Genomic DNA, 14,411 nt, shown 5'->3' with positions numbered 1-14,411 from the left:
CACGCAGCGTTCATTCATCTCTAAAAAGAATAGTCGTTCCACTCCTGTATCTAGTAATCATAGTTTTAGTATGATAATATAGACAATCATAGGGGGAAGACGATACGAAGCTAAATCATTGCCGTGTTCTAGGGCACGTATCCGCATCCTTCTTGCGACATGTCGTTTCAAGTATCGGAGTGGGATCCCAAACTCGAACGATGTCAAAGGGGGTAAGCCGCTGAACGATCTTTCTGTACTCGGAAGAAAATCGAAAGTGGAACAAGGGGGTTTTAAAACATGAGTCTGGATACCAGTACTGTCAATCTATCGAAAACACCGTTCGGACGCCGTGCTTTTCTCAAAGGAACCGCGGCGACGCTCGGCCTTGCGGCGCTCACCGGCGTTGGCTGCGCGCCCAAAGAGGAGCTCGAAGAGCAGCCATCGCAACCGATCGAAGCACCTGAAGAAAAGCTGTATCAGGGAGTTTGCCGCGGAAACTGCGGCGGCGGCTGCCGGATGAACGTGCACGTACGCGACGGGAAAGTTGTTAAGACATCGGTTATCGAAGCCGACGATCCGCTCGACACGCGCCTGTGTCAACGCGGCCTATCCCATGCGCAACGCATCTACGATCCCGATCGTATCCAATACCCAATGCGCCGCGTCGAGGGCACTGAGCGCGGTGCAGGCGAATGGGAACGTCTTTCCTGGGACGAAGCAATTGAGTACATCACAACGCGGTGGAAGAGCTACATCGACGAATTTGGCGGCACCAGCGTATCCATGAACTACGGTGCGGGAACCTATGCATACAACCAGTACGTTTACCAGCATCTATTCAATCATTTTGGGGGAGTCAACTGGGATTCAGGGTACGATATGGCCGCGCTCAATGTAGGAAAGCGCCTTGTTGGACGCGGTATATATCTTCACGGCAACGACGGTTCGGACGTGAAGAATGCCAAGCACATATTCTGCTGGGGTAGTAATGGTTCTATTGCCCAGATCACGCGATGGGTCTATATACGTGAAGCGGTCAAAAACGGAACGAAGATCATAGTAGTTGATCCCGTTTTCACCGACATGGCCGAACGTGCCGATCTCTGGGTTCCTATCAAGCCGGGTACCGATGTCGCTTTGGCGCTCGCGATGCTCAACGTAATCATCAGCGAAGGCACTCAGGATGAGGGCTATCTTGCAAGTATGACCGTCGCACCGTTTTTGGTGAAAGAAGATCATTCGTATCTGCGTATGAGCGATTTGGGCGTCGAACCTACCGAAGGTCCTGTCGGCCGCGACGGCAAGCCAACTATGATCGACCCTTTGGCCGTCTGCGCTGCCGACGGAACGTTCGGACCAGTCGATGAAATCGCCGATCCCCAAATCAGAGGAAGCTTCGACGCGCAAGGCATCAGCGTCACCACCGCGTTCGACCTTCTCGCCAATCACGTGTCGGAATGGACACCTGAAAAGGCAGCGGAGATCTGCGAAATCGATGCCGCCACCATTGTCGATATGGCCCATATGTACGTAGATGGACCGACTACCTTAGAAATCGGCTTCGGCATGGATCATCGGAGTCATGGTGCTTCCGGCACGCAAGCCGTGTTCGCGCTTCCCATGGTAACCGGGCAGATGGGAAAAACGGGTGCTGGTATAGCGGGTACCATGGGAGGCTCCACCATGGGAACTCATTGCGTGAACTTCCTTGCAGGTATGTTCCCGGAAAACCCTGTGCCCACAACGAGCATCTGCATAGACAACCTTCCTGCGATCATGGAAAGCAACACGTACGGCGAACAGACCATCACGCCGAAAAGCCTTCTCTTTTTCTGCGGAAATACGTTATCGAACATGTCGGGACGCACTGAGCTTCTCAAAGCCATGGAGGGGATCGAGCTCATCATTACGGCCGACACGGTTATGAACGACACCGCACGATTCTCCGACATCGTGTTACCGGTACCTCATTGGTTCGAATACGAAACCTTTATTACGTGCCCGACACCGTATGCCGAATTCAACGAGCAAGCAGTCGACCCACCGTTCGAATGCAAAACCGACGTTGAAATCGTTCGGCTTTTGGCCGAGGGCTTAGGCTACGACAGCTCGGTTTACCAAAATGATACGTATCAATCGCTCTTTCTCCAAGGCGAAGCAAGCGAAGCATGGAACCTATCGTGGGATGCCCTCAAGGAAAAGAAGCACATCCAAGTCTGCCCGATACCGTATTTGTTTGGCGATCCGAACGACAAGACGTTTGCCTTTGCAACCGATACCGGTCGCGCGGAGTTCTATCTTGAAAAGCCTCGGCCTTGGTTCGACATAGGCCAAGATTTCGATCCGACGCCTTGGTATCTGCCCACCTACCAACCAACCACCGAAGCGTATAACCCCGAAAATCCTCTCAGCCAGAAGTATCCGCTCAACCTCATTTCACACCGTGATCGGCTGAAGGTACATACGCAGTTTTCAACGCATCCATGGTTTACGGACATACAGCCTGAACCAACGCTTTCGATTAACAAAATCGATGCTGACGAGCGCGGTATTGTGGAGAACGACTACGTCAAGGTCTATAACGATCGCGGCTCGGTAGTGCTTCGAGCTCATCTGGATGCAGGTATGAGACCAGGCATGATTAAGACGGAGCACACATGGTGGGATAAGCAATATGTTGACGGAAGCTATCCCAGCTTGCTTCCCCTCGAACAAGGTACGTTCAGCCCGGGCACGCATCCTTTCGACACGCTGTGCGAAGTCGAGAAGACCACGATTTGATAAGGAGGACCGAATATGCGTTACGCTATGGCAATAGACGTTGAATCGTGCGCGGGTTGCCACGCCTGCACCGTAGCCTGCAAGTCGAACAACAACCTGCCCAACGGCATTTTGTATAGTAGGGTCGCAACGAAAGGCGGCGATTACCTCGATACGGCTTCTGGTACCTACCCGACCGATTTGACCAAGAAGCACTACCCTATCGGTTGTCAGCATTGCAGCAAGCCAGCATGCGTGGCAACGTGTCCGACGGGAGCATCGTATCAACGGGAAGACGGCATCGTTGCCGTGAACACCGACGAGTGCATCGGCTGCGGAACTTGCATCACCTCGTGCCCCTATGACGTTCGCACCCTCATAAGCGAAGAGCCCGAATACGTCGTTGATTTCCAGCTTGGCGATTGGGATGCCCCCAAACACGTTGCTGGCACCGCAGAAAAATGCACGTTCTGCATCCACCGACTCGAGCGCGGAGAGAAGCCCGCATGCATGGAACTGTGTCTCGGTCGCGCACGCTACTGGGGCGACCTCGACGATCCGGAAAGCGAGATCAGCAAGTTCCTCGAAGGAAAAACCTATGAGCGTCTGCTTGAAGACGCAGGGACCGAACCGAACGTGTACTACGTTGTGTAAATGAGCATGGGGTCGAGCATCAACCTCGACCCCACCCGTTTGGAAGGTATTCTGCCATGATCAGCTCAACGATCGCATCCAAGCCTGCACGCCTTGCAGTGATCCTCCACACCGCACTGTCGGACTACCTCTCCCTGCTCGCCTTGCTCGTGCAGTTTCCGACGAAGGAGCTTGAAGGCGGCCTTGCAGAAGGCACGCTGCACGAAGACTTCTTGGCCGTAGGACGGGAAGCGGGTCTTTCGGGATCCGCCTTCGACACCGCAGTCGATCGCCTTCGCGCCGCATCACACGAAGTTCGCTGCGACCACGAGGCCATGCACGCGATCCGCTGCGAGTACACGAGGCTCTTCAATCATCCGGATCACCCCGCAGTCAAGCTTTTCGAGGGAGTTTTTCTCGATGACGAACGTATGCGCGAGGGCAAACCGGGCACCGGTGCACGCCTGTTCGTGAATCCCGCCGCGCTCGATGCCGAGCGCTGCTACCGCAAAGCGGGACTCAAGAAGAGTACTGCGATGAACCTCCCCGCCGACAGCATGTCAACTGAGCTCGAGTTCCTCGCCCATTTGCATGCGGAAAGCGCCCGCGCAATCGCCGAAGAAAACGATGCGCTGCTCGGCGAAACCGAAACGCTCCTTGAAGAGTTCACCCGCCTTCACGTCGAAAAATGGTTCTTGCGCTTCTTCGAGCGCTGCGCGGAGGAAAGCAGGTGCTCCCTTTACGATGCCGTGGGGATGATGGGGATTGCCCTGTTCGGCGGTACGCCTGCGAGCCAGGAGTCACCATGGACATAATTCTAGCGCTCGTTATCAGCGTCGTGTTTGCATGCGCGCTCAGAAATGCGATCAGGGCTCATCCCGCGGTGTTCTACCTTATTGCGACGGCGATCGTCGCCGCATTCGCAGCGCTGTCTTTCGGCGGCGACATCCCCGCACTCGCGCGGATCGCCTATCCCTACGTTCAGCGGTGCCTGCTTGCGTTCGGCCTGATCGCTGTTGTCATGTTCATAGGCGTTTTGCCCGAAGCGTCGAAAGCGCGCACCTACCTTGCTCCCATCAGAGGCGAGCTTTCCATCATCGCTGCGATCCTTGCAATCGGCCACGTCGTCAACTACCTCGCCTCGTATGCGGGGCAGTTCGCATCGCGCCTCGGCAACATGCCCACAACGATGATAGCCTCGTTCGCCGTGAGCTTTCTTCTTGTCGCGCTCCTTGCAGCCCTTACCGCTACCTCCATCCAAGCGGTTCGCAAACGCATGAGCGGCGAAGCGTGGAAGCGCATCCAAAGGCTCGCCTATCCGTTTTTTCTGCTCGTCTTCGTCCACGTGCTGCTGATTCTCGGGCCATCGGCCTCGGGCTTCGGGCAGAAGGCATCGACGAGCATCATCGTCTATACTGTACTCTTCGGATCGTACTGCGTGCTGAGGATCGGAAAAGCCATACGCGAGCGAAGCACGCAGACTTCGAAGGCATCGAGCATTCCAGCAAGGGAATAACGGGAATTTCATGAGGAGGTCACGAACGTTACGGTGTTGTTCAGCGATCTCATAGTATGGTACCTGTTCCTCGGCGGCGTAGGCGGAGGCCTGTGTCTGGCTGCGCTCTTCGTCGAGCACCGCGCGCGAAGCGGAAAGCGCCCGTGGGTCGAACTGAATCGCGCAATCGCCAAACCTGCACTCGTCGTTGCGTTCACAGCGCTTGCCGCAGGCTCTGCATGCCTCATGAAAGATCTTGCGCTGCCCGAGAAAGCCCTGCTGCTCTTCGTCAAACCGACGTTCTCGGCCATCACCGTGGGAACGTACGCGCTCACCGGCCTCATGGCGTGCATTGCGTTGCTTGCCGTGCTCGCGTTCAGGGAAAGAGCCTTCGCCCGTCCCCTGCCCGGCATTGCGCTACGGGCGGCCGCGGCAGTACTCTCGCTCGTCGTCATCGTCTACACGGGGGTTCTGCTCAGCAGCATGGCAGCTGTGCCGCTGTGGCTTTCCGTATGCATTCCCGTACTGTTTACGCTTTCGTCGTTTTCGTCGGGAATCGCGGGCGTCATGCTTCTTTCGGCATTCCCCCAATCCACCATGCGCCAAACGGTGCCAGCGCTTCGCACGCTTCTTGCCGTCGATGTCGTTCTGATCGCGCTCGAAATCGCCACAGTGGTCGCGCTTGCCGTGCATCTTTCGGGCGATGCCGCAGCGCTCGCTTCGGTAGAAGCGCTCGTCGCCGGACAGCTCGCCGGGCAGTTCTGGATCGGTTTCGCCGCCTGCGGCCTCGTGCTTCCGATCGTTTTGGAAGTTGTTTTTTCCTCGCGCTTATCGGGGTATCCGACGTACTTCATCGTGCTTGGATGCCTTATTCTTACAGGAGCGTTTTTCTTGCGGTACTGCACCATATTCGGCGGAGTGCACCTTTCCGCGTTCATGTTTGCATTCTGACGACAGACGGCAGATGGAGAGCTTGTTGGACATATTCGAAATCGACGAAGCGAGCAGCCTTCCCATCTGGTTGCAGCTTAAAAACCGCATCGTGTATCTCATCTCGTCGGGGCACTACCAACCAGGCGATAAGCTTCCGACAGTACGCGATCTGGCCATATCCCTGAAAATCAACTACAACACCGTCAACAAGGTGTACCTGAGTCTTCTCCATGACGGATACCTCGTCTCGCATCGAGGGCGCGGCACGTTCGTTCGCGATGTCTCGCAATCAAGCGCCCCGGTCGAAGACTCCCCCGCCGATAACGTTATCGATATGATGATCAAACAATGCCTCGACATGGGCGTTCCACTCGACGACATCCCCAATCAGGTTGCAAAACGTGTCGAGCGCCGCCGCGCAAGCGAAGCAAAGGAAGAGGAAGGCACCCGATGAAGAAGAGTAAGGCAAACGAGCTGCCCGCCCACCAAGACCGATTCGAGTTCGACAGCCAAAGCAGTACGACCTCGCGCAGCGGGGCCATGGCATTTTCAGCAGCGGCGTTCGCGGTTCCCGCAGGCATCGTGCTCGCCGCCACATGGAGTATCGCGAACGTCTGGACGGTGCTCGCCGCCCTGTTCGTCGGCTTTCTCTGCTTTCTTTCGGCCCACATCGCCTACGAATGGGAGAAGGCCGTCATAGTCCGGTTTGGAAAGTTCAACCGCATTGTAGGCCCAGGTATCTACTTTACGATTCCCATCGTCGAATCCGAAACAGCCAAAATCGATCAGCGCATACGGACGATATCGTTCGACGCCGAGGAAACGCTTTCTTCGGATCTGGTACCCGTCAACGTGGACACGGTACTGTTCTGGGTGGTCTGGGACGTCGAGCGGGCGTGCAAACAGGTGCGCAACTACGAGGCCATCATCTCGCTTGCGGCCCAAACGGCCATGCGCGACGTCATCGGGCAGATCTGCCTCTCGGAAATCGCCATGCGGCGCACCTACCTCGACGAGGAGCTCAAACGCATCATATCGGAAAAGGTCGACGACTGGGGCATCACCGTCGTCTCGGTCGAAATCCGCGACATCGTGATTCCCAAAGAGCTCCAAGCCGCTATGTCCCGCCAGGCGCAGGCCGAGCGCGAGCGCGATGCACGCCTGATTCTCGCCGAAGTGGAGCGCGATATTTCGGACATGTACGTCGATGCAGCCACGAACTACGGCAAACCCGAGAAAGCCCTGCAGCTTCGTACCATGAACCTCGTGTACGATAGCGTGAAGGAGCACGGTGGCATGGTGGTCGTGCCGAGCGCGTACAGCGAAGGTTTCAACGAAGCCGCTTCAAAGGCCGTGAAGGACATCCTCGAGTAGCGCTGCGCCCTAGCGCGGCTCGGCGGTCTAGGCAGCCAAGACAGCGCGCTTACAGCACACCGCCGCCAGGTGCTAAAAAGGCCCTTCCGCGTTCATGCGCAGAAGGGCCTGGGCAGATTTACGTGCCGCACGAGTATCCTAGTCGTTGATTCCGTCGTTTTGGCGGATGAGCTTGCGCTTGATCTTGCCGCCGATGGTTTTGGGCAACTCGTCGACGAACTCGATGATGCGCGGGTACTTGTAAGGAGCCGTCGTGTGCTTCACATGATCCTGCAACTCCTTCACAAGCGCATCCGTTGGTTCCCATCCTTTCGCGAGCACGACCGTGGCTTTCACGACCTTGCCGCGGATGGGATCGGGCGCCGCCGTGACCGCGCATTCGATGACCGCATCGTGTTCCACAAGCGCGCTTTCCACCTCGAAGGGCCCGATGCGGTAGCCGCTGCACTTGATCACGTCGTCGTCGCGCCCGACGAAGTAGTAATAGCCGTCGCTGTCGCGCCACGCCATATCGTGCAGGTTGTAGTACGGGCCGCCTACCGCCTCACGCGTTTTCTCGTCATCTTTGTAGTAGCCGACGAACAGGCCGGGCGGGTACGCTTCCTTCAGTTTCGTGACGCAGATTGCACCCTCTTCGCCATCTTCGACCTCAGAGCCCTCTGCATCGAGCAGACGGATGTTCAACAGCGGCGATGGCTTGCCCATCGATCCGGGCCTCGGGACGACCCAGGGAAACGTTGCGAGGAGCACAGGGCCCTCCGACTGGCCGAACCCCTCGCGGATCTTCTTGCCCGTCAGGCGCTCCCAAGCAAGCGTGACCTCCGCATTGAGAGGCTCTCCCGCCGTCGCGAAGTTCTCAACCGATGAAAGGTCGTAGGATGCTACATCCTCCTGCAGCATGAACCGATACATCGTCGGCGGCGCACAGAACGTGGTGAGCTGATAGTCCTGGATCTTCTGAAGCAGGTGAGTCGGCACGAACTTGTCCATATCGTAGGCGAAGATGGTTGCACCCGCGATCCACTGGCCGTAGATCTTGCCCCAGCCGAATTTGGCCCAGCCCGAATCGGTCACGCTCATGTGCAGCTTGTTCTCTTTGACCTGCTGCCAGTATTTCGCCGTGATGATATGGCCGAGCGGATGCGCGAAATTGTGCTCGACCGCCTTGGCGAGCCCGGTCGTGCCGCTCGTGAAGTAGATAAGCATGATGTCTTCGGCCGTCGTGGCCGCATCTCCCGTCGGGCGCTCCCACTGCTCCGATTCGTCCTCGATGAGCTCTGCGAACCTGCGCCATCCGTCGCGGTCGCCTGCGACGACGATCCGCTCCTCGATGCTCGGCGATTCGGGCATCGCCTCCTCAACCTGCGAGCACACGTAGTCGTCGTTCACGCAGATAAGCATCTTCACGTTCGCGCTTTCGGCGCGGTACACGATATCCTTCTTCGTAAGCTGCAACGACGCCGGAATGATGGTCGCACCGATCTTGCAGAGCGCCATCGCGCACACCCAGTACTCCCAGCGACGGCGCAGGATCATCATGACCACATCGCCCTTGTGGATGCCGAGCTTGCGAAACGCATTCGCGGCCTTGTTCGAGAGCTTCGAGATATCGGTGAACGTGAACGCACGCTCCTCGCCGCTGTCATCGCACCACAAAAGCGCCTGCTTGTCGGGTTCTACGCGCGCCCATTCGTCCACAACGTCGTACGCAAAATTGAAATCGGAAGGAACTTCGATCGTGAAGTTCTCCAAGAAATCCTCGTATGAGTCGAACTCGATGCGGGGGCAGTACTTGCTCAATATGTAATCCACTATCTTTTTTCCTATTCCTGTTCATGCATGCGCCGAAGCGGTGCGGCGTTCAGCGGGTCGGCAAGGCGGGCAAGTTTGCGATTCCAGAACGAACGTCGGGTCTGCCCTGACCGGTGAGGCGAAACTCGTCGCAGGGAAACAGCATTCTGGCAACTTCGAGCAGCGCGCTCGTCACTCGGCGATGATGGTGACGAACTTGGCGGGCACGTCTCCCCCGCAGCGCTGGCCGTGAGGGTACTCGGGATTGAAGTAGATGCTATCGCCAGGGCGCAGCTCGAACTCTTTATCACCCCAGGTGACAACTACGCACCCCTCAAGCACCAGGTTGAATTCCTGTCCCGAATGCGTAACGAGCTTGGCGGGCTCGTCGCTTGGATCGAGTACCACCAAAAGCGGCTGCATGATCTTGCCGCTGTAGCGCCATGCGAGATCCTCGAAATGGTATCCCGGGTACCGATCGACCTCGCGGCCTTCGCCGTTTCGAACCACATGGTAGCTGTTGAGCTTGGCTGCCGTGCCGGTAAGTATTTCGGTAAACTCGACGCCGAACTTGTGAGCCAGGTGGTAGATTGCGGAAATGGGCACGTCGGCACCCGTTTCCTCCCAGGTGACGTACGTGTCGAGCGAAACGCCGAGCTCTTTCGCCATCTCTTCGCGGGTAACGTCGCAGGCTTCGCGCAACCCTTTGATGCGCAAGCCGATTTCGGCGAACTCCGTGACCATGCGGCCTCCTTTACGCTTCCATGCCAAGCGCGAGCGCGCGCTTGTTCTTGTCGAGCATGCCCTTCTTCGACGCCGGAACGCATTTCTCGATTGCCGCATCGAGCGTCTCGGAGCTGCAAAAACCCGTCTCTTTGAAAAGCTTGCCTACGCATACGACGTTGGCAAGGCCTTTGAGGCCGTTTTCCTCTGCGATCTCGGTGGCCGGAATCGCGCAGATGCGAACGCCCTCGATTGCGGGAATGTTCTGTACGAGCGTCGAGTCAGCGATGACGATGCCGCCTTCGGCTACCGCATCCTCGAACTTGTCGAGCGAGGGCTGGTTCATGACGACGAGCGTATCGGGCGCAACCACAAGCGGGCTGCCGATGGGATCGTCGGAGAGGCAGACGCTGCAGTTTGCGGTGCCGCCGCGCATTTCGGGACCGTAGGAGGGCAGCCAGGATACCTCGCGGTCGTCGATGAGACCTGCTGTCGCGATGATCTTGCCCGCGAACAGGATACCTTGGCCACCGAACCCAGCGAGAACGATGTTGTACGTTTGAGCCATTGCTATTCCCCCTTGCCTGAGGCGATCGGGCAGCCCTTGGCGCGCTCTGCCGCAGCTTCAGCCACGCTTGCGTGCCCCTCGGCGATCACATCTTTATACACCCCGAGCGGGTAGTACGGAAGCATGTTCTCGCGCATCCATGCAAACGCGTCCTGAGGCGTAAGACCCCAATTGGTAGGACAGGTTGAAACGACCTCGACCAGCGAATACCCCACACCGTCGATTTGGTTTTGGAAAGCGTGCTTGATAGCCTTCTTCGCCTTGCGCACGTTTTTCGGGCTGTCTACGCACACGCGCTCGATGTAGGCGACGCCGTCGAGCGAGGAAAGCAGTTCGGACACGCGGATGGGATAGCCCGCCGAAGAGACGTCGCGACCGTAGGGGCTTGTCTGGGTGACCTGGTTCGGCAGGCTCGTGGGAGCCATCTGGCCGCCCGTCATGCCGTAGATCGCGTTATTGATAAAGATGACGGTGATGTTCTCACCGCGCGTTGCCGCATGGATGGTTTCGGCCATGCCGATGCTCGCGAGGTCGCCGTCGCCCTGATATGCGAATACGACGTTGTCGGGGTGCACGCGCTTGACCGCCGTAGCCACCGCAGGCGCGCGCCCATGCGCAGCCTCGATCATGTCGCATCCGAAGAAATCGGTTGCGGTAACCGAGCATCCGACCGGCGCCACGCCGACGGTCTTGCCCTCGACGCCGAGTTCGTCGAGCGTCTCGGCGACGAGTCGGTGCACGATGCCGTGGGGGCACCCCGGGCAGTAGTTCGTGATAACGGGAAGAAGCGAACGGGGGCGTTCGAAGATCACTGTTTCCTCAGCTGCCATCGCCTTAAGCACCTGCCTTTCCGTCCAATGCCTCGATCTGCTCGAGCACCTCTGCGGGCGTCGGGATGATGCCGCCCGTATGTCCGAAGAATTCAACTGGAACGCGCCCTGCAGCGACAAGGCGAACATCGTCGACCATCTGGCCCATGTTCATCTCGACGGATAGCAGCGCTTTCGCGTGGGGTATCACGCCCTCTATCGCGTCGCTCGGGAACGGCCAAAGCGTGATCGGTCTGATGAGACCCGCCTTGATGCCTTTCTCGCGAGCCGCGACCACAGCGCTTCTCGCTATGCGGGCCGAAGCCCCGAACGCGACAACGACGATATCGGCATCCTCGGTCATGAAGAGTTCGGCTCGCTGTTCGGTTTCCTTTATTTTTGCATAGCGCTCGTAGCGCTCGTTGTTGAGGCGCTCGAGATCGGCGGCTTGGAGATACAGCGAGTTCACGATGTTGTGCTCGCGCTCGTTTTTGTGGCCGGTCGTCGCCCACGGCTTGTCGGGCAGATCGTCTTTGGGCTCGGGCAACACTACCGGCTCCATCATCTGGCCGAGCATGCCGTCTGCGAGGATCATGACGGGCATACGGTACTCGTCGGCTTTCTCGAAGGCGAGAAACGCGCAGTCCGCCATTTCCTGCACCGTCGAGGGCGCGAACACCATGAGCTGGAAATCGCCGTGACCGGTAGCGCGCGTGGCTTGCCAGTAATCGGCTTGCGAGGGCTGGATGCCACCGAGGCCAGGGCCGCCGCGCTGCACGTTCACGATGACGCCCGGCAGATCGGCACCCGCCATGTACGAGATGCCCTCGCCTTTCAGCGAGATTCCCGGCGACGACGACGACGTCATAACGCGCGCGCCCGCCGCCGAAGCCCCGTAGACCATGTTGATGGCCGCGATCTCGCTTTCGGCCTGAAGGTAGGTGCCGCCCACCTTCGGCATGCGCTTGGACATGTAGGCGGCAAGCTCGGTCTGCGGCGTGATCGGGTAGCCGAAGAAAAACCGGCATCCAGCGCGCAGCGCAGCCTCGGCCAAGACCTCGTTGCCCTTCATCAGTACTTTTTCGGCCATGTCTACCTCACCACCGTAATCGCAACGTCGGGGCACATCGTGGCGCACGACATGCAACCCGTGCATTTTTCCTCATCGGTCAGACGCGCCGGGTGATAGCCCTTCGCGGTGATCTTCTTGTAGTCCAGCTCGATGATATCCACCGGGCATGCGTCGACGCACAAGCCGCACCCCTTGCAGAAATGATCGTCTACGATAATTCTCGGCATGATCAACCTTCCTCGTCTGATTGCGTACCGCGCGAACGCCCGCCTAAGTACACCAAAGCCGCTTTACGCGGCCGCTCGGTGCAGATATGTACCGGGTTGTCAGGTGCCCCACGGGGTACGAACATACACTTGCACAGGATACACGTTTTGGATAGCTGCGTTTTTCGAAAACGTGCCGTTTTTCTGGTCAACGATCCGTTTTGGCACCGCAGTGCACACGATTGGTAAACCGAGGCGCTCGGATACCTCGTTTGCAAAGGCGGTGCCTGCAACCACAACCTCTTCGGTCGTATCCTCTTTGAGGTGCGAATTGTTCACGATGCCCGTCGCCGAAAGCCCCGCCTTCGCCTCGATTTCTCCGAGCAGCTCTGCCGCCTCCCGTGGCTCTTGGGTAAGGTTGCGGTAGCGGTTCACCACGTAGAGGACCTCGTGGTCGCCCTCGGCGATGCGCGGGGCGAACCTGCCGAGCGCCGTAGCCCCCACATCGTCACCGCCCGCATCGATGATGACGCACGTCTCTCCGTCATCTCCTTGCCGAATCGCATCCTCGATGGCCGTGTAGACCGCCCCCGACAGGCTCGGCGAATCGATCGTCGTGCCGGCAAAGATCGGACTCACCACATGCACGCCCGCACCTTCGAGCAGCTCGCGGTAATCGCTCGAGCGGAAGTAAGGATTCACCACATCGAGATCCATGAGCGTAACCGCATATCCGCGCGCGGCGGCATCGAGCGCCAGATTGATGGAAAAGTTCGTCTTTCCAACCCCGTAATGCCCGATCACCACCGTTATCGGCGCGAGGGGAAAGAGCGTTGCCGTACGGTTCGACGCCTTTCCCGAACCGACTTTTTCGGACTCCGTTTCGCCCGGGGGCCCGCTGTGCGTCCCGACTTCGTTCATGCGGCTATCCTTCCTGTTCGATTCCATTCAACCACATCGCCCATCATTCTGCCGCACAAACCGTCGATCGGGTTTCGCGAACCGCCCGAACGGCCGCCATACGTTAGAATGACCCTATGCGCAGGGACGCTTTGAAATACTCGGGGATCGTCTTTTTGGCCGGCGCCAGCTACGGCGCGCAGGCTACTACGGTGAAAATCACCTACGCCGCCGGCTTCACCTGGGCCCAGGTCGTGGCGAGCCAAGCGCTGTTCGCCACGCTCCTGTTTGCCGCAGCGGTTCTCTTCTTGCGAGCGCGCGGCGTACGCCTCGTCCCCCTTGCGCCCAAACAGGTGCTCGCCCTGCTGGGATTGGGGTTGAACACGTGCATCGGGACCGTTTTGTACAACTACGCGCTCGCCGTGCTGCCGGTTTCGGTTGCCATCACGCTGCTGTTCCAGTTCACGTGGATGGGGATCGTCGTCCAGGTGATCGTCACGCGCCGCCGCCCGCATGCAGCCGAGGTAATCGCCGCTGCCGTCATCTTGGGCGGAACGCTTATGGCAAGCGGTCTTTTGTTCGATACGGCGGGCGAGCTCGACCCTATCGGCATGGCCTGCGGTCTGCTTTCAGCCGTCAGCTGCACCTCGTTCATGTTCTTCTCGAGCCGCGTCGGCGTCGGACTTCCACCCATCGAGCGGGGACTCGTCGTCTGTATGGGGGCGTGCATTCTCGGCTTCATACTGTGCCCCGATTATTTCGCAAGCGGCGTACTCGGCGCGGGCATCTGGAAGTACGGTTTCGTTTTGGGATTGTGCGCCCTCTTCATACCCGTGATTCTGTTCGGAATCGCAACACCGCACCTCCTGCCGGGAATCGCCACCATCATGGCGTCTTCCGAGCTCCCCTGCGGCATTGCCCTGTCGACCCTCGTTATCGGAGAGCCTCTTGGGATGATCCAGGCAATCGGCATCATCACGATCCTCGCAGGAATCGTGCTTTCGCAGCTGCCGAACCTGCTTCCGCGCGCACACCCAGACGATGCCGTGTTTCCTCTGTGAGAAATCACCGAGGAAAAATGTCGGCAGACGGCGCGATCCGAAACCTTTCGACCTGCAGCTCGAAACGGCCACACCTCGATCGAGACCCCCGTTGCGAAAACCCG

The 14,411-nt window shown here is 58.4% G+C and carries 15 protein-coding genes; 8 read left to right on the top strand and 7 right to left on the bottom strand.

Annotated features, from left to right (window positions below; all coding sequences use genetic code 11):
• The first annotated feature begins 279 nt into the window (after window positions 1-279).
• Genes FJE54_RS11630 through FJE54_RS11600 form a run of 7 tightly spaced genes read left to right on the top strand, consistent with a single transcriptional unit; the run spans window position 280 to window position 7,177 of the window.
• The gene (locus tag FJE54_RS11630) at window positions 280-2,763 is read left to right on the top strand and encodes a molybdopterin-containing oxidoreductase family protein (RefSeq protein ID WP_139652931.1); all 2,484 of its coding nucleotides are present in this window, start codon (window positions 280-282) and stop codon (window positions 2,761-2,763) included.
• A gap of 15 nt (window positions 2,764-2,778) precedes the next feature.
• Window positions 2,779-3,396, top strand: coding sequence for a 4Fe-4S dicluster domain-containing protein (locus FJE54_RS11625; protein WP_139652930.1), 618 nt, complete (start codon window positions 2,779-2,781; stop codon window positions 3,394-3,396).
• A 56-nt stretch (window positions 3,397-3,452) separates the two neighbouring features.
• Window positions 3,453-4,190, top strand: coding sequence for a TorD/DmsD family molecular chaperone (locus FJE54_RS11620; protein WP_139652929.1), 738 nt, complete (start codon window positions 3,453-3,455; stop codon window positions 4,188-4,190).
• The gene (locus FJE54_RS11615) at window positions 4,181-4,891 is read left to right on the top strand and encodes a ferric reductase-like transmembrane domain-containing protein (protein WP_139652928.1); all 711 of its coding nucleotides are present in this window, start codon (window positions 4,181-4,183) and stop codon (window positions 4,889-4,891) included. The genes FJE54_RS11620 and FJE54_RS11615 overlap by 10 nt, the downstream gene beginning before the upstream one ends.
• A 33-nt stretch (window positions 4,892-4,924) precedes the next feature.
• A complete protein-coding gene (gene nrfD / locus FJE54_RS11610) occupies window positions 4,925-5,821 on the top strand; it encodes an NrfD/PsrC family molybdoenzyme membrane anchor subunit (RefSeq protein ID WP_139652927.1) in 897 nt (298 codons plus the stop codon).
• Window positions 5,822-5,846: 25 nt separating this feature from the next.
• Window positions 5,847-6,257, top strand: a complete 411-nt coding sequence (locus FJE54_RS11605) for a GntR family transcriptional regulator (protein ID WP_139652926.1) — start codon at window positions 5,847-5,849, stop codon at window positions 6,255-6,257.
• Complete coding sequence (locus FJE54_RS11600) at window positions 6,254-7,177, top strand: slipin family protein (RefSeq protein WP_139652925.1); 924 nt, start codon at window positions 6,254-6,256, stop codon at window positions 7,175-7,177. Before FJE54_RS11605 ends, FJE54_RS11600 begins: the two co-directional genes overlap by 4 nt.
• Window positions 7,178-7,315: 138 nt before the next feature.
• On the opposite strand, the gene FJE54_RS11595 is transcribed toward FJE54_RS11600, so the two are convergent.
• The 7 genes from FJE54_RS11595 to FJE54_RS11565 form a co-directional block, all read right to left on the bottom strand.
• Window positions 7,316-8,989 (bottom strand): AMP-binding protein, encoded by a 1,674-nt coding sequence (locus FJE54_RS11595; protein ID WP_139652924.1) that lies wholly within the window; start codon window positions 8,987-8,989, stop codon window positions 7,316-7,318.
• 171 nt (window positions 8,990-9,160) lie between these two features.
• Entirely contained in the window at window positions 9,161-9,712 is a 552-nt protein-coding gene (locus FJE54_RS11590) for a helix-turn-helix domain-containing protein (RefSeq protein WP_139652923.1), read from the bottom strand.
• A gap of 10 nt (window positions 9,713-9,722) precedes the next feature.
• A complete protein-coding gene (locus tag FJE54_RS11585; protein ID WP_139652922.1) occupies window positions 9,723-10,259 on the bottom strand; it encodes a 2-oxoacid:ferredoxin oxidoreductase subunit gamma family protein in 537 nt (178 codons plus the stop codon).
• 2 nt (window positions 10,260-10,261) lie between these two features.
• Window positions 10,262-11,089, bottom strand: a complete 828-nt coding sequence (locus FJE54_RS11580) for a thiamine pyrophosphate-dependent enzyme (protein ID WP_139652921.1) — start codon at window positions 11,087-11,089, stop codon at window positions 10,262-10,264.
• Between the two features lie 4 nt (window positions 11,090-11,093).
• On the bottom strand, window positions 11,094-12,158 hold the full coding sequence (locus FJE54_RS11575; protein WP_139652920.1) for a 3-methyl-2-oxobutanoate dehydrogenase subunit VorB: 1,065 nt from the start codon (window positions 12,156-12,158) through the stop codon (window positions 11,094-11,096).
• Between the two features lie 2 nt (window positions 12,159-12,160).
• Window positions 12,161-12,367 carry a 4Fe-4S binding protein gene (locus FJE54_RS11570; protein WP_139652919.1) on the bottom strand — a complete coding sequence of 69 codons (207 nt, stop codon included), beginning with the start codon at window positions 12,365-12,367 and terminating at the stop codon, window positions 12,161-12,163.
• Between the two features lie 99 nt (window positions 12,368-12,466).
• Window positions 12,467-13,267: a nucleotide-binding protein gene (locus tag FJE54_RS11565; RefSeq protein WP_139652918.1), complete on the bottom strand. Its 801-nt coding sequence runs from the start codon at window positions 13,265-13,267 to the stop codon at window positions 12,467-12,469.
• A 116-nt stretch (window positions 13,268-13,383) separates the two neighbouring features.
• Between FJE54_RS11565 and FJE54_RS11560 the strand changes: the two genes are divergently transcribed.
• Complete coding sequence (locus tag FJE54_RS11560) at window positions 13,384-14,307, top strand: EamA family transporter (protein ID WP_139652917.1); 924 nt, start codon at window positions 13,384-13,386, stop codon at window positions 14,305-14,307.
• Window positions 14,308-14,411 lie beyond the last annotated feature (104 nt).

Origin of the sequence: Raoultibacter phocaeensis, assembly GCF_901411515.1 — a bacterium.
GTDB lineage: Bacteria > Actinomycetota > Coriobacteriia > Coriobacteriales > Eggerthellaceae > Raoultibacter > Raoultibacter phocaeensis.
This window is presented reverse-complemented; position numbering and strand designations above follow the sequence as displayed.

What these genes read in the sequence shown, in the direction of transcription:
- FJE54_RS11630 (WP_139652931.1), top strand. Translation starts at nt 280, where the DNA reads ATGAGTCTGGATACCAGTACTGTCAATCTATCGAAAACACCGTTCGGA.
- FJE54_RS11625 (WP_139652930.1), top strand. Translation starts at nt 2,779, where the DNA reads ATGCGTTACGCTATGGCAATAGACGTTGAATCGTGCGCGGGTTGCCAC.
- FJE54_RS11620 (WP_139652929.1), top strand. Translation starts at nt 3,453, where the DNA reads ATGATCAGCTCAACGATCGCATCCAAGCCTGCACGCCTTGCAGTGATC.
- FJE54_RS11615 (WP_139652928.1), top strand. Translation starts at nt 4,181, where the DNA reads ATGGACATAATTCTAGCGCTCGTTATCAGCGTCGTGTTTGCATGCGCG.
- FJE54_RS11600 (WP_139652925.1), top strand. Translation starts at nt 6,254, where the DNA reads ATGAAGAAGAGTAAGGCAAACGAGCTGCCCGCCCACCAAGACCGATTC.
- FJE54_RS11590 (WP_139652923.1), bottom strand. Translation starts at nt 9,712, where the DNA reads ATGGTCACGGAGTTCGCCGAAATCGGCTTGCGCATCAAAGGGTTGCGC.
- FJE54_RS11585 (WP_139652922.1), bottom strand. Translation starts at nt 10,259, where the DNA reads ATGGCTCAAACGTACAACATCGTTCTCGCTGGGTTCGGTGGCCAAGGT.
- FJE54_RS11580 (WP_139652921.1), bottom strand. Translation starts at nt 11,089, where the DNA reads ATGGCAGCTGAGGAAACAGTGATCTTCGAACGCCCCCGTTCGCTTCTT.
- FJE54_RS11575 (WP_139652920.1), bottom strand. Translation starts at nt 12,158, where the DNA reads ATGGCCGAAAAAGTACTGATGAAGGGCAACGAGGTCTTGGCCGAGGCT.
- FJE54_RS11570 (WP_139652919.1), bottom strand. Translation starts at nt 12,367, where the DNA reads ATGCCGAGAATTATCGTAGACGATCATTTCTGCAAGGGGTGCGGCTTG.
- FJE54_RS11565 (WP_139652918.1), bottom strand. Translation starts at nt 13,267, where the DNA reads ATGAACGAAGTCGGGACGCACAGCGGGCCCCCGGGCGAAACGGAGTCC.
- FJE54_RS11560 (WP_139652917.1), top strand. Translation starts at nt 13,384, where the DNA reads ATGCGCAGGGACGCTTTGAAATACTCGGGGATCGTCTTTTTGGCCGGC.